The 14,918-nt window shown below is 28.0% G+C and carries 11 protein-coding genes; 6 read left to right on the top strand and 5 right to left on the bottom strand.

Annotated features, from left to right (window positions below; translation table 11 throughout):
• Positions 1 to 192: 192 nt before the first annotated feature.
• The 6 genes from ASF10_RS13390 to ASF10_RS13365 are packed head-to-tail and all read left to right on the top strand — an operon-like array spanning position 193 to position 6,801.
• On the top strand, positions 193 to 1,311 hold the full coding sequence (locus ASF10_RS13390) for a cysteine desulfurase family protein (protein WP_056250046.1): 1,119 nt from the start codon (positions 193 to 195) through the stop codon (positions 1,309 to 1,311).
• Positions 1,312 to 1,318: 7 nt separating this feature from the next.
• Positions 1,319 to 3,583 (top strand): DEAD/DEAH box helicase family protein, encoded by a 2,265-nt coding sequence (locus tag ASF10_RS13385; protein ID WP_056250044.1) that lies wholly within the window; start codon positions 1,319 to 1,321, stop codon positions 3,581 to 3,583.
• A gap of 1 nt (position 3,584) precedes the next feature.
• Positions 3,585 to 3,803 carry a hypothetical protein gene (locus tag ASF10_RS13380; RefSeq protein ID WP_131726538.1) on the top strand — a complete coding sequence of 73 codons (219 nt, stop codon included), beginning with the start codon at positions 3,585 to 3,587 and terminating at the stop codon, positions 3,801 to 3,803.
• A 2-nt stretch (positions 3,804 to 3,805) separates the two neighbouring features.
• The gene (locus ASF10_RS13375) at positions 3,806 to 5,932 is read left to right on the top strand and encodes a hypothetical protein (RefSeq protein ID WP_056250041.1); all 2,127 of its coding nucleotides are present in this window, start codon (positions 3,806 to 3,808) and stop codon (positions 5,930 to 5,932) included.
• Positions 5,932 to 6,390, top strand: coding sequence for a hypothetical protein (locus ASF10_RS13370; protein ID WP_056250040.1), 459 nt, complete (start codon positions 5,932 to 5,934; stop codon positions 6,388 to 6,390). Before ASF10_RS13375 ends, ASF10_RS13370 begins: the two co-directional genes overlap by 1 nt.
• A 15-nt stretch (positions 6,391 to 6,405) precedes the next feature.
• Positions 6,406 to 6,801, top strand: a complete 396-nt coding sequence (locus ASF10_RS13365; RefSeq protein WP_056250039.1) for a hypothetical protein — start codon at positions 6,406 to 6,408, stop codon at positions 6,799 to 6,801.
• A gap of 285 nt (positions 6,802 to 7,086) precedes the next feature.
• Here ASF10_RS13365 and ASF10_RS13360 read toward each other — a convergent pair whose 3' ends face one another.
• The 5 genes from ASF10_RS13360 to ASF10_RS13340 form a co-directional block, all read right to left on the bottom strand.
• Positions 7,087 to 7,530 carry a GIY-YIG nuclease family protein gene (locus tag ASF10_RS13360; RefSeq protein WP_056250037.1) on the bottom strand — a complete coding sequence of 148 codons (444 nt, stop codon included), beginning with the start codon at positions 7,528 to 7,530 and terminating at the stop codon, positions 7,087 to 7,089.
• Positions 7,523 to 9,271, bottom strand: coding sequence for an ATP-binding protein (locus ASF10_RS13355; RefSeq protein WP_056250035.1), 1,749 nt, complete (start codon positions 9,269 to 9,271; stop codon positions 7,523 to 7,525). The genes ASF10_RS13360 and ASF10_RS13355 overlap by 8 nt, the downstream gene beginning before the upstream one ends.
• Before the next feature lie 141 nt (positions 9,272 to 9,412).
• Positions 9,413 to 10,540 (bottom strand): phosphoadenosine phosphosulfate reductase family protein, encoded by a 1,128-nt coding sequence (locus tag ASF10_RS13350; RefSeq protein ID WP_056250033.1) that lies wholly within the window; start codon positions 10,538 to 10,540, stop codon positions 9,413 to 9,415.
• Positions 10,537 to 13,767: a hypothetical protein gene (locus tag ASF10_RS13345; RefSeq protein ID WP_056250032.1), complete on the bottom strand. Its 3,231-nt coding sequence runs from the start codon at positions 13,765 to 13,767 to the stop codon at positions 10,537 to 10,539. The genes ASF10_RS13350 and ASF10_RS13345 overlap by 4 nt, the downstream gene beginning before the upstream one ends.
• The gene (locus ASF10_RS13340; RefSeq protein ID WP_056250030.1) at positions 13,757 to 14,644 is read right to left on the bottom strand and encodes a DUF4007 family protein; all 888 of its coding nucleotides are present in this window, start codon (positions 14,642 to 14,644) and stop codon (positions 13,757 to 13,759) included. The genes ASF10_RS13345 and ASF10_RS13340 overlap by 11 nt, the downstream gene beginning before the upstream one ends.
• Between the last annotated feature and the right edge of the window lie 274 nt (positions 14,645 to 14,918).

The following is a 14,918-nucleotide window of genomic DNA, read 5'->3' as shown; positions in this document are numbered from 1 at the left end:
TTAAGCTTTTCAGGCAAACATAGACTAAGAGAGTAGTTCAGTTAGTTAGAACATATTGAGGATAATTGTAGTTGAAATAATTAAAAAAACTTACGTAAAAATACCTGATTTTGAATACGGTTTTTTCTTTACGGTTTTCCTTATTTTCTTTCCGATGCTTTTTCGTATTATTGTATATAAAAAGATTATTAAATGCAGATTAACTACTTCGATAATGCGAGCACAACCAAAATTGATTCTAGAGTTCTTGAATCAATGTTACCTTATTTAACAGATATATTTGGGAACGCGTCGAGCAATCACGATTTTGGTAAAAGAGCAAAAAAATCAATAGATATTGCAAGATCACAAGTTGCACATTTAATAAATTCTAGTGAAAATGAAGTAATATTTACATCAGGTGCTACTGAATCTATAAATTTTGCTTTAAAAGGTTTTGTTGAATCTAATTATGATAAAGGAAATCACATTATTACAGTTAAGACTGAGCATAAAGCTGTTCTTTCAACATGTGAATATTTAGAAACAAAAGGTATTGAAGTTACTTATTTGGATGTAGATAAAGATGGTCTAATTTCGATTTATGATTTACAGAATGCTATAAGAGCTGATACATTTTTGGTCTGTATTATGTATGTAAACAATGAAACGGGAGTTATACAACCAATTAAAGAAATTGGTTCCATCGCAAGAAAAAATCATATTACTTTTTTTTGTGATGCAACACAAGCCGTTGGTAAAATCGTAGTAGATGTTGAAAAAGACAATATTGACATGTTATGTTTTAGTGGACATAAATTAAACGGTCCAAAAGGAGTTGGTGTTTTATATAAAAGAAAAGGAATAGATTTAGTTCCATTGCTTCATGGTGGAGGACAAGAATATGGATTAAGAGCTGGTACATATAATACTTCTTTTATAGTTGGATTAGGAAAAGCGTGTGAAATTTCCATGAGTGAACTAGCAATAAATACAGCCATAATTGACGCTAAAAGTGAGTATTTAATTCAAAAATTAAATAAAATATCAGGATTTAAGCAAATTGGGAATAAAAAACACAACGTTTGCAATATTTTAAATGTTTTAGTACCACGTTTAAATTCTCAAATATTCATATCAAAAAGTGTGGATTTTTTGGTGAGTAATGGTTCTGCATGTACTTCACAAATTATTGAAAACTCACATGTTTTAAAAGCAATGGGATTAACTGATTTTGATTGTAATCAGTGTATAAGAATATCTATTGACAAAACGATAACGGAAAATCAAATAGATTTATTAGTTAATGCGATACAGATCGAGATAAATTAAATTTAAGATGTTAAAAAATATTCTTTGGGCAGAAGATAGAGATTATAAAACAGGTAGTGAAGACGAACCATTACAATTTTATTTGGATGCTTTGTGTAATAGTACATCATTTGATTTATTGTTAGGTTATTTTAGTTCATCAGCTCTGAATGTTTTGTCGTTAGGTTTTGCTAACTTCATTTATTCTGGTGGAAAAATGAGAGCAGTTATAAATAATATACTTTCTGAAGAAGATAAAAAGGCAATTGAAAAAGGCCAGAAAAAAGAAGCATTTTCAACAGTTTATAATTTTAATAATGTCAAAGAATTAAAAGAGTCATTAGATGAATACGGAAAACATTTTTTTGAATGTTTTGCATGGTTAATAGCTAATGATAGGATAGAAATAAAAATTATAAGACCAAAAGAAGGAAAAGGAATTTCACACTATAAATCAGGTATTTTTACTGATGGAGAAAACACAATTGGTTTTAAATCATCATGTAATTTTACAGCTTACGGACTATTAGAAAATTTAGAAGAATTAGATTGTTTTATGTCTTGGGAAAATGGAAGATCAAATAAATTTATAAGAAGACAGAATCAATATTTTGAAGAGATATTTACCGAGAAAGCAGATTTTGTAGAATATTTAAGTATTGAAGACGTTAAAGCCGCAATTAAAAAAGAGTTTGGTGATAAAAATATTCATGAATTGTTAATTCAAGAAAAAGAATTATTAGCTAAACGTGATAAAATATTTAATAATTCTAAAATTCAAAAATCATTCATTTCTGCAATAGCAAAAATTGAAGAGTTTGAAAAACAAGAGGGATATCCTAAATTTCCTTTTGTAGAAGGTCCTCGTCCATATCAAATGGAAGCATATCAAAAATGGATTTCTAATGATCGGAAAGGACTTTTTGCAATGGCAACAGGAACTGGAAAGACCATTACGTCATTGAATTGTGTTTTGAATGACTTCGGTGAGAATAAATATTATAAATTCATTGTTTTAGTACCGACTACTGCTTTAGCAAAACAGTGGGTTGATGAAGTGAAGCATAAGTTCAATTTTCAGAATACAATTATATGTTGTAGCATTAATAGTGGATGGAAAGAAGAACTTAAAAGTATTGGTAAAAATGTCGTTTTTAAACGAGATATTGACTACGCAATAGTAACAACGTATGCTACTTTTAAGGGAGTGAATTTTCAAACAATATTTAAAGATAATTTTGAGAATGATTTTGATAAAATTACAATTATTGCCGATGAAGCCCATACTATGGGATCACAAGGTTTTATAAATGTATTACCTAACTATATTAATAAACGTATTGGATTATCGGCTACTCCAGAAAGACAATTTGATGATGTGGGTAATAAAATATTAGCTCAATATTTTTCTACATCTGAAGATGAATATACGTACGAGTATAATATGAAGACTGCAATAGAAAATGGGGTGTTGTGTAAATATTATTATTATCCTAAAATTGTAAATTTAGAGCAAAGCGAACAGGATGAATATTTGAAAATTTCAAAGGAATTATTGAAGTATATTGATCCAGAAACAGGTAGGTATCGAGAATCTGATTATGTCAATAATTTATTGATTAAAAGGAAAAATATAATTCATAAAGCTTCAAGAAAAATAGATGAGTTAATATCCATTGTTAAAGGAATTGGAAAAGAAAATTTTAATAATGCCTTTATATACGTGCCGGAAGGTATAGAAGTTGATTATGCTGAAAATGAAAATGCTATTTTTGATATTGAAAGTGATAATGACAAGTTAATTGATCAATATCTTAGTATACTATATAATAATTTTGGATTGCGAATGGCTAAATTCACAGGAGAAACCAAAAATAGAGATCAGATATTTGAGCAATTTAAAGGTGAAAAATTAGATGCTTTATTAGCAATGAAGTGTTTAGACGAAGGAGTTGATATTCCGCAAACAAAATATGCAATCTTTTGTTCATCAACAGGAAATCCAAGACAATATGTACAAAGACGAGGTAGGGTTCTAAGAAATTTTAAAGGTAAAGAACATGCTATCATTTACGATTTGGTTGTAAAACCAATAATAGACCACACAAATACCGATGAAAAACTATCCAAGATTGAAAAGAATATATTTTTATCCGAATTAAAAAGATTAGTTAACTTTTCTGTTTTAAGTAAAAATAAAGATTCTTGTTTAAAAAGTCTTGAACAGATATGTTATGATCTTGATATTGATATATACGAATTAGCTAACAAAGAACTTGAAAATTATAAATAAAATGAAATCATTAAATGACTCATTACGTGAAGAATTCAATACCATTCTTGCCAAAGAAGAATTCTTAGAGAAGATTCAAATAGATGGACTGGATATAAATGTTTTAAATAAAGCTTTTGATGTTTTATTAAAATTTAAATATGATTCTGATTTAACCGATCGGGCTAGAGGAGAATTTGAGAACTATTTAATCAACTATTTTAGAACTAAAAATTATTAAAGATGATTATTAATAAAGTAGAAATAGATAACTTTTTTTGTTACGTAGGGTATAATGAGTTTGATTTTGATAAAGGTCTTAATATTGTGTCAGCAAAAAACTCTGGTGGAAAATCGCACCTGTTTAATGCTTTTCATTGGACGTTTTTCAACAATATATATGTTGATAAACAAGAAGATACAACAAAAAAGGAATGGAAAGCAGCAGACAACATCAATACATTACCAGATTATATTGTTTTAAATTCTAATGTAGATGATGTTTTTAAGACTGCTATAAAAATCACACTTACAGCTGAGTTTCATGAAAATGAGGAAATAAAAGGTGATTTAGTTGAATATCATTTTGAAAAAGAAATTTTCTTTAAAAAGAGAATAAATGATGTTTTTCCAACCTCCAAACCAGAATTGCAAATTTGGTATGTATTTAACGGAGAAACTAAATACTTAGATAAAGGAGAACATAAATGGTTTTTAGATAAAATTTTTCCTGTTAGCATAAGAAAATTTATGTGGTTTCAAGGAGAGACTGTTGATGAATTATATGATTTTAGCAATCCTGCAACCCTAAGTTATGCAATCAATGAAATTTCATATTTTCCAATTTATGAAAATTTGGTAGCAATTACTAAAAAGGCTGAATCAAGTATTAGTAACAAGATTGATAATGAATTAAAAAAAGTTAAAAAATTTACTGTTGAGCAAGAGAGAATATTAGTAGAGGTTGAAGAGGCAAAAAGAAAATCATCTTCTTATGATGACAGAATAATTGAGGCTAAAAATGAATTATTAAATTTAGAAGATTCAATAATTAAAGAAGAGGAAAAATTAAAAGGTGTTGGTAAGTATTCTGATTTAAAATTGAAATTAAATAAATATGAATATGAAATTAAAGCAGTTAACGATAAAATAGATTTTTTGTCTGTTCAGAGTAAAGAAAAATTTATTTCAAAATGGATGCTAAATAAATGTGATGATTTGATCAAAAAATCATCCGTTAATATGGATGTTTTAAGTAAAGAAATTAAGTCATTTCAAAAGTCTGAAAACCCAGTTCCAATTACATTACCTGGTCCAGAATATGTGCAAAAAATGTTAGATGACAACATTTGTTACATCTGTGAAAGAGCTGTAGAAGAAGGCACAGCTCCATATCACGCATTGAAATCACGTATGGCAGATTTTAAAAACAACCAAGTCCAAAAAATCTTATCAGATAACTTTACGGAGCTTAACCGCTTTAGAAGAAATTTATTGAGTGAATTGCCAGGTATTTCAGATGAGGTTGTAAAAAATGATTCTGATATTGAAAAATTAATTGCACAAAGAAAAAAATTATTGACACAAAGAGATAATTTATTTTCAGGTTCTGGAATTGAAAATGCTACAGAAATATCAATTGGTTCAACTACTTATGAGCAGATATTGAACAAGATTAGAAGTTTAAATGCAAGCAAAACGAATACTGATAGAAGAATATTAAGTTATACAAGTGATAAAAGTTCTGAAGACAGAAGATTACAGGAATTATTAGACCGTAAAGCTAAAATTATTCAATTTGATGATGCTGTTGAAATAACTGAAATAACTGCAAAAAAATATATTGATGTAATTAATTCTGCATTGATTAATTTAAAGAAAACAGCTTTAAATCATTTAATTGAAGAGATTAATCACGAGAGCAATGTTTTATATTCTAAATATTTAGGAGGTAATACCCAAGGTGAAATTGAAATTGATAAAGGAGTAAGAATTATTGATAAACAAACTAAAAAAACTTTATCAAACTTAAATACTGCTGAGTTAACCGCACAAAAATTAGCTGTTGCCAATGCTTTTTTATCTTTGAGCGAAAAAAAAATGAATCGTTCATTTCCCTTATTAGCGGATGCACCAACTTCCCAGTTTGATGATGAAAATACATTGTTTTTGACTCAAAACTTATCAGAATCTTTTGATCAAATTATAATAATGTCAAAAGATTATAATAAAATCAAAGGGGATGAAAGAGCTAGTTTTATTGATAAAGCTAAAATCAGTAAATACTATGAATTAAAAAATGAACTCATTGATAAAGATGGGGCTGACTCTCGTAGTAATAAAAAAACATATATTAATACAATTAAATAATGGAAAAGCTATTTATAGAAATTAATAAAAGAGACGTACATTATGGAAATCACGTTGAGCAAATTAGGGATATGTTCGCTCGTAAACAAGAGTCATTAAGTAAAAAAGATGATAAATTCTTTTCTAAATACTGGCAAGTTTATGCTTGGACTGCTATAATTGGCTTTATTAATGATAAAAGAGAATTTGGAGCTGATTTACCAAATAAGTCATCTTTTCAGTACCAAATGATTAGTAATGGTTCAGAATCAATCGCACATGCTTTGTTATTGATGGCAATTGGCAAAGTGGAGACGTCTAAAGCAGATGATTTTTTAAATTCACGTAAATTATTAACGATTATAAGCGAATATGCTGAAGGTGGAGCAAAGCACATACTTGAAATTAGACAAACACCAGGTTACGAACGTAAATTTGATAGTCCTGATGATTTTTTATTAGAAGTTGTAAAAAGATAATTTAAATTTTTAGCTATGAATACTGAAGAGTTTGTAAATAACTTAAAGAGAGATAAAGCAAGAGGAAATCTTGCTCCACATCAAATAATTTTATTGATAGCTTTATCTAATATTTATTCTATTTCTAAAAGTGATTCAACAGATATCAATACTTTAAATAGTGAATTTCAAAAAGTTTGGAAAGAACATAAAAACTTATTTATTTCAAAAAACAATAAAATTGGGTTACCATTAAAGGCTTTTGTAAACCGTGAATACTTACAATTAATTACTACTGATGTCATAAATGATTTTAGAAATAATTTAGAACTAGAGACAAAAGTAAAAAGTATAAAAATGTATAAAGCAACAGCACAATTATTTCAAGATTCAGATATTAAAAAGTATTTGATAACTAGAATAATAAAGTAATTGTGGAACCGAATGAAAAATGGTTCACCTCTAAAGAAACAAAATCCCTTCTAAAAATAAGTGATTGTAAATTAATGCACTTAAGTTTAGAAGGGAAAATAGAATTTAAAAAAGTTGGACAGGCTTTTTTTTATAATATTTTAAATCATTTATAGAAATAATATTAATGATTCATAACAAGAGTTTTTTCAATATGTTTGAATAAAGAAATAATTTCATCTACTTTAATTATATACCTTTCTGCCTACTATTATTAAACATGGATTTTAATATTGGTAAAATAAATCAATACTGATTCAGAAAATCCGATACAATTTTATTAGAAATTTTAATAACTTCTAAATTAGATGTTCTTGGACTTGATCTCACCCAAGATATAACATCAAAACTTGGTGTAACCGTTGCTCTACTAATAATTAATTTTTTCTGAACAATGTATTCAACCGCCTCTCTATATGATTTTTCGTCACTTGTGTATATTTTCTTTTGAGGCAAAGGGAAACTATACATTAATAAGTCATCAGTAACATTAATATAATAGCCTTTACTTTCAATAAACCTCTGCCTTAATGATCCTTTTTTTGAAAAGTGACTCCCAGCTCTTCCAATTGTTCCATTAAATGAATTTGTCATACCAACATATACTATCTGTTCTTTTTTGGATAACCATATATAAATAAATGATTGATTGTGGCCATCAAAACAATTTCCTATAGATGTTTTAATCATTTTCCTTAAAATTTGGTGGCAAATCATTCTCTAATTTTCTACACATATTAGCAAGAAAATCAGAACAAATTCTTCTAAATTCTTTTAGGATTGTCATTAATTCTTCATACTTATATTTTCCAATATTTTTATACGCATAAACCTCAGCTTCAGCAAACTGCAAAAGCATAAGATCAAAAATAATTTGTAAGCCTATATTCTCTGAATTTTTTTCATAAATTAATCTTGCAAAGATGTGATATTTATTAATTCTGACACAAGTTCCCAAATCAGTATCATAATAAGGTTCCCATAAATGGTTGTCTAATACAGATGTTACACGGAATATTTTTTTTAAATTTGGGTTTTTAATATCACCAGTTATAGCATATTCTTTTTGTTCAGGAGTCAAATTATTTTCGTCAATTACCTCTCCTTTATCTTCAAATGCCATTTTAGCAAAGTCACTCAAATTTGCTATCATATCGGATTTAATTAAACTCATTCTTTCTAAAGCATCTTCTTCAGATATCAATTCATCACCTGGCAAAAGTTCAGTTTGATTAAAATCATTAATGATAATATTTGCTAATTCATTAGGCTCTCTATTTAAAATACTTTTTCGATAAATATTTGCAGATTGCCATGCCAATTTACTTTTTGCCTTAGCATCCCAAACAAAATCATTAATTACCTGCAGGGCTTCTTCTGACAAAGTAATATGAGATTTCTTTACATCAATATTAAAAAAATCATCTGCTTCATCACCAATAATCAAACGTGCTCTAAAAGAATAAAAATCTTGATCTAATGGCATTATTCCATCAAGTTGAGAAGCCCAAGAAATCAAACGGTTATTCCGGTAAACATAAAATCCATAATTACCAGACCCAATATTATATTTTTCTCTTATTCTTTTATCACCACCTTTTTCTTTGAATTTGAATATTGGTGGGTAAGGAAGTTGCGTTATCTCAATTTTAATTTTAATTCCTAATTCATCATCAAGAGTTAATTCTTGTTGCTTTTCTATCCACTTAACTTCTTCGCCATCCCAATTATTTTCATCAAGATTTCCATTAATATCAGCCTCCATAGTAAAAAGAGGGTCGAAAGCTTCAATTTTTATATCCTGATTAATTGAGATTTCTAAACCGTTATTTTCAATAAAATAATAATATATTGCGCCAATTTTTGTTTTTAGCTCAGTTATTGTATTTCTTACACTCGGGTGATTGTTTTTTCGAATACCTTTTATTCTTATGATGGTTCCTTTACCTTCTAGTAAGAATTCAGCAATTAATTTATTATCCTCATCATTCAAATCAGATTTTGTTGCAAAATAAGTATCCTTGCTTATTATCTCAGTTAGGGATAAAGTGAATTTATTAAATTCATTACCACCTTTGGAAGAAATAATTTCTAAAATATCACCCTGCGAAAATGCAGCAGATTTCATTCCTAAACCGAATTTAGACAAAGAACTATCTTCATAATCAGCATCAGATGATCCAAGAATTAGTGCATTTCTGATTCCTTGATCATCCATTCCCAATCCATTGTCTATTATTACGTATTGAGAAATATTGTTTTTTCTTTGATCAGAAAAATCCTCTCTCTCTTTTTTGACAATTAAATGAATTTTATTTGCAGACGCTCTAACAGAATTATCAATAATATCGCACAGTGCGCTTGATGTTGTATAGCCAATTCTACTCAACCCAAATATTAATCGTCCAGGGTTAATTTTTAATTCTTCCATAGTTTAATTATATTATGCAGTCCTACAGGGGTTTCTTTTTAATTAGTATTATTTTTACCTGTGAAAAATAGTTGTTGTCTTAACAAACTTTATTATACAGAACTATTGTGAATTTTAATAATTGTGTATAATCTTATTTTTTTAAATAAAACAACTAGCACAACCTTCTCCTTCAGCTTCTAAGATTTCATCTTGCCAGCTTATAGTTGTTTTTGCATTAGTCTTATTTTTTTGCATTCGTAAATAGTGTTCTTTTTTAATAGATAGTACACGTTCGGGTTTCTTAAGATCTTGTAATGGTTCAATAGTCCAGGTATAACCTTCTTTCTCGTATTCTATCGCTTTCTCATATAAATTAGGGTGCTGTTCTAAGAGCCAAACCCATTCTATTTTTTGCTGGTAAAAGCAGAAAAAACAACCAGAACGGCTTCTAGAATAAGTTCCTTTTTTAAGTTCTCCATTTATTTCAACTTCGTATTCAATTGGTAAATAATAAGCTGGTATTCCAACTCCAGAATCATCTAATATTTTAAAAATATCGTCTATTCCTAATACTTCATCGTTATCTATTAAGGAGAAACTTTCTAATTTCCCAGCAGGGTAATCGGTTGTTTTTAAAAATTCAAAGACTACTTTGTTAAATAGTTTTACATCAGTATCTAATAAAGCATTTACCTTTTGTTTTTGTGTAAAACGTAAAGAAATAGGTTGTTCTACATATTGCAAAATCATTTCTAATTGACCTTGAGGAGCAATTAATTCATAGTGCTGTTTTACAAAATCAATATTAGAATTAGCTAAGAATTTTTTAATTACATCCTCACTCCAAATATTTTTTCTAAAAGGAAAAATAGATTGGATGTTTTCTTTTTTAGAAATGTAACCTTCTCTATTTTCATCACCACGAATGCCTACATAGGATATAGTTGGTGTTGTTCCAATCTCATTTTCAAAAGGCTCTAACTTCATTTTTCCAGTACACCAACGTGCTGTTGCTGAGGGTAAATAACCACCGTACATCGCCAAAAAGTGATCAAATGGATTTTTTTCTGGAGAGTTTAATTCATCTATAGATTTATAAAGACGAATATTTTTTCCTAAAACAGAATTCAATTTGTTAATTAAGTCGTAGGTTTCAGTCAATTCCTTTCCAGTATCACAAGTGTAATATTCGACATTCACATCTGGATGTTTTCGACTCATATAAATAGCCAAAGCAGCACTGTCCTTTCCTCCGGAAATTCCTAAAACATGTTTTATTTCACTCATAATACTAAATCTTCATTCAGTTCTTTAGATAATAATTCCATAAGTAACTGTTTGCGCCTATGTACATCCAAAGTAACTAATTTTTCTCTTAATTGCATTCTTATACTTTCAAATTCTATGTTGTTCTCATCTGAAATTATAATTTTATCATTTATCATTGTTCCTTTAGTTCCTGATAATTGTATTGAAATCATTCTTCTGTTTTCACTAGATTTAAACTCATGGAGTTCAGAGGCTTTTATTAGTCCCAATAGATAACTCTCAAGATTCGTGACCAACAAGACTTCCTCCTCGTCAATCATTTTGTCTATTGATTTTCCTAAAGCTGCATCAGCAACTGATTTTAGCCAAGAAGCTCGATCATCCAATGGAGAAACTAATCTTTTGTAAAAAATCGACTGTTCAGCTCCTAATAAACTTAGGTTAACACTTTTCAATCTGCTTTGAATTTCACTTTTGTAATCTTCAAAATCATTGCTTTCACAATAGAAGGAATGAATTATTTTGTCTTCGATTCGGTCAAGTAAAGCATCAAAAGCAGAACGGATTTCTCTTATAGATTCTTGAATATGATATGTATAAGATTTTAATATTTCTTCATCATCATTTATAGAAATAGAATGAAATCCTAAAGCGTTAGGAAACTGATTAAACAAAGCGTCTTCAGGGTCTCTTGCGTTTTTTATCGCTTCTCGCAAGCTAATAGCTTTAGGAGAAAGTCTTTTTGTATTTACTGTGTATTCATTTAAAGCCCTAATAAAACGCAAGAAATTTCCAAAAATGGATAAAAAAGTACTCTTTGTACCTAACTCATAATCCCCAACTTGAACTAACTCTTTATAACTCTCTAAAAGATTAATTTTTAATCCAGAAACATCATAACTCTTAATAGAATAGTTTGCGGGAGATTTATGTATTAAATCTAATACATCTTCAGTTAAGTAGGGAATGAATCCATTAGTATCATGGAATAATGCAAAATCTTCTTTATTGATTATTAAAAACATTGGAACCCAGAATTCTACAAACCCTTTTTTTAATTTAAAAGGGGATATACTTAAGATTTCGTATAACTCAGCCAAATTTCTTTTGGATGAGTTTGCAGATTTTATAAACGCATCACATTCATTCCAAAGAGGTTTAAAAGTTTCATCAGCTGGAGCAGAAAACGAAAAATGTTTTAATATATTATTTTGAGTGTGTATACCTGTATCTTTTGCCAAAGTAATGTAAATTGACTTTTCTGGGGGGTATTTATCATTTGGAAATCCTAAATTTTCAATACTTTCATTATTCAATAAACAGCGTAAGAAAGATTTTCGGGCAGTACTTATTTGAGGACTTAAAAATTCTTTATTAACCAATTCATTTTTAAAGTGTGGAGCATTTCGGAATTCAATATCACATATTTTTGATAATGTTTCATTCAATGCTTTTTTAGACTTGATATTTTCTTCTCTACCATTATAAAACCAGATGTTTTGATCATTAGAAATAAATAAATTGTCTAATACAAATTTCTCTAATTGTTGTTTATGAAATTCTTCTTCCTTTTTTAAAAGTACGATTGCATTTTTGTCTTCTTGATGCTTTCTAATTAAAAATTGAAGTTTGTTAATGGTGAAAATTTCATTATGAATATCCTTTGAATTTTTGTAGATAACAAAAAGATTACTACCAGTATTTTGAGAATATTTTTTGACATCTTTTTCTTTAATAGTAGTATCAAAGATTAAATTAATATAACCATCTAATGCTCCTTCAGCATTATTTATGTTATTTAAGTCAGTTAAAATTTTAAATTCAAAAAAACGGGGTGTACCTTTTTCAAATGAATTTTTTTTAACTAAAATAACGGGGAAATCTACTAAATCTGATATAGCATCAGTAACAGAAAAATCAGGGTTTATTTCTTTTGAAACATCTGCTAATTCTTGCTCAATATCAAGGTCTGTTCCTTCTAAAAAATTAATTTTATTACTATGCTTGTAAAATCTAATTATTCCAGATTTATCTAGTTTTTCAATTGTTTTATCAACAGAATCATCTTTATGGTCACTTGTATGACGAATATATTTCGAGATAAATTTTTTATCAAATAAACCTCCAGCTTTTGTGAAAACAGTGACTAAACAAATGGTTTTGATTATTTCTGCTACTAATTCATAGTCAATTTCTTCTATTAATTCAGAACGTTCTAATGCTCTAAAACAGGTTTGCCATTGAGCTCTATGAGGATTGTTGAAACTATATATTTCACTACCAAGAGTATTTACTAAGTAATCGAAAATGTTAGGTGCGGAATAAAATTTACCATCAAATTGATTAATTGAATATTTTGAATTATCGTTAAGAAAGGTAAATAAGGATCGTTCATTTTGCCCATAACGTTGTAATGAATTGACTAAAATATTAGCAGATAACCAATCGAGTGGATATAAAGATTTAGCTAAATCAGGAGTGTTTAATTCATTAAAATTAATAAGATTACTGTTCTTAATAGCTTTGTTAAGTAGATGGAAACTATCTTCAAGTTTTTTTGGTAATTCAAAATGTTCAAGTTTTTTTGAAGCAAAAAACAACAATTGTTCAACGGGTTCGTTAAAAAGTAATTCTATAAAACGTCCTTTAATTTTTTCCCATTCTAATTTTTCAGAGACATCTAAAGAAGTAGAATAAGAAATAAAACTCTGATGTAAGGAAATAATAAAAAACACATTTTTAGAATCATCATTTGCCCATTCTGAAATTAATTGCAATAAGTACAAGTCATTACTTTGCTTATTTTTCCCTATATATTCTAAAAATTTACCAAATTCATCAATGATTAAAACTAAACCTTTATTTTTTTTAGAAGATGCAATTCTTCTTTTTTCTAGTTCTTCAATTATTTCTGTTGAAGAGCCTTCTTTTAACTTTAATGTTCTCAATAAAGTATCACTCAAAGGGGTATTGTCTCCAACTAATTTTATGAAATCAAACGAACCATTTTTTGCATCTAATGTATTGCTAAAATAAATTTTTTCTTTGAGTAGATTTTTTTCTAAAGCCCATAAAAAAGTTGATTTTCCAGTACCGTAATTACCTATTAATGTAAATGATTTATTACTCTTTGTGGCGCTATTAACAATGCGTTCATATATCTGAATAGCATTTGGTGTAACAACATAATTCAAGTCTTTTGACTCGTCTCTTAAGATGTTTGTTGATATATTATTATACTCCATAGTACGATTCTAATAATTGATTTTGAAAATCTTCTGGAATTCCTTTTACTTGAATTTGTCTAATTCCAGCATCATCTTTATATATAAATGCTGGAAATTCAATACATAATTCTTCAACTAAATTATCTAACCCATCATTTGAAAGACAGAAGTAAGAGCCGATCGTTTTTCTAATTTCATCGTAACTAATTTCATTTCTGCTAGTTAAATAATCTAAAATGCAGTAAGCTAATATCGGAATTGGAATAGAATTTCTAACTTCTTTATTTATTCTGAAAACAGTTTCACCGTTGTTATTTTTAGTGTTTAATTGGGATATTAAGCCTAATTCTAATAGAGGTGAATTAAAATCATCTTCAATAGTTTTTAATGATTTAGTGGGAGTTGCGTACGATTTTGTAAACACCTTATAGTCTGATATTAGTGTATTTACACTTACTTCTCTTTCGTTATTATCACGAAGTTTTTTTTCAATAAACTGAATAATTTGACTTTCGGAAAATTCTAAGCTAACTTTATCATTAAAATATTCGGTGAATATTAAATTAAAAATACTAGCATAATTCGTTTGGCAAATTTTATATTGTAGTAGCCACAACGTTCCTTCATCTTCCAAATAGGGGTCAAATTTAAAATCATCTAAAAATATTTTTTTTGATATTTCTAAAACCTCATGTTTGTCATTAATCAATCCAAATGCTTTCAGCCAGTGCTGTATTGACTGTACCATATTCTTACCAACACCTAATTTTGAAATTGCAATTTCAGGCTTATTAAAAACAGCATATCCTTGACTATCAACTATTTTGACTCCTTTTGATAACCATTGTTGCCTACAATGAAAGGTGTCATGACCTGAAAATTTAAAATCATTCATATAAAAAATTTAATGCTGCAAGTTAATAATTTCTCTATGGATGAATCCTCCCATAGAGGAAAATATTATCAACAAAAAGAAATTAGTTAACTTAAAGGAGTCAAAACTCTGATATAGAGAATTTTACATGTTTTTAATGTGATTTCTTTCTGAAATTGATCATATTTTATATGATTAATAATCATCTTTACTATTCGTCATTAATTTTTAAATTAAAAATTAGACATTAAAATGAAAAGTCAATGAATTTATTTGCTTTACCTCATTCTTGTTG

The sequence above is a fragment of the Flavobacterium sp. Leaf82 genome, assembly GCF_001422725.1.
Taxonomy (GTDB): Bacteria; Bacteroidota; Bacteroidia; order Flavobacteriales; family Flavobacteriaceae; genus Flavobacterium.
This window is presented reverse-complemented; position numbering and strand designations above follow the sequence as displayed.

Coding starts and splice junctions, on each gene's coding strand:
- ASF10_RS13390 (WP_056250046.1), top strand. CDS start 193: ATGCAGATTAACTACTTCGATAATGCGAGCACAACCAAAATTGATTCT.
- ASF10_RS13385 (WP_056250044.1), top strand. CDS start 1,319: ATGTTAAAAAATATTCTTTGGGCAGAAGATAGAGATTATAAAACAGGT.
- ASF10_RS13380 (WP_131726538.1), top strand. CDS start 3,585: ATGAAATCATTAAATGACTCATTACGTGAAGAATTCAATACCATTCTT.
- ASF10_RS13375 (WP_056250041.1), top strand. CDS start 3,806: ATGATTATTAATAAAGTAGAAATAGATAACTTTTTTTGTTACGTAGGG.
- ASF10_RS13370 (WP_056250040.1), top strand. CDS start 5,932: ATGGAAAAGCTATTTATAGAAATTAATAAAAGAGACGTACATTATGGA.
- ASF10_RS13365 (WP_056250039.1), top strand. CDS start 6,406: ATGAATACTGAAGAGTTTGTAAATAACTTAAAGAGAGATAAAGCAAGA.
- ASF10_RS13360 (WP_056250037.1), bottom strand. CDS start 7,530: ATGATTAAAACATCTATAGGAAATTGTTTTGATGGCCACAATCAATCA.
- ASF10_RS13355 (WP_056250035.1), bottom strand. CDS start 9,271: ATGGAAGAATTAAAAATTAACCCTGGACGATTAATATTTGGGTTGAGT.
- ASF10_RS13350 (WP_056250033.1), bottom strand. CDS start 10,540: ATGAGTGAAATAAAACATGTTTTAGGAATTTCCGGAGGAAAGGACAGT.
- ASF10_RS13345 (WP_056250032.1), bottom strand. CDS start 13,767: ATGGAGTATAATAATATATCAACAAACATCTTAAGAGACGAGTCAAAA.
- ASF10_RS13340 (WP_056250030.1), bottom strand. CDS start 14,644: ATGAATGATTTTAAATTTTCAGGTCATGACACCTTTCATTGTAGGCAA.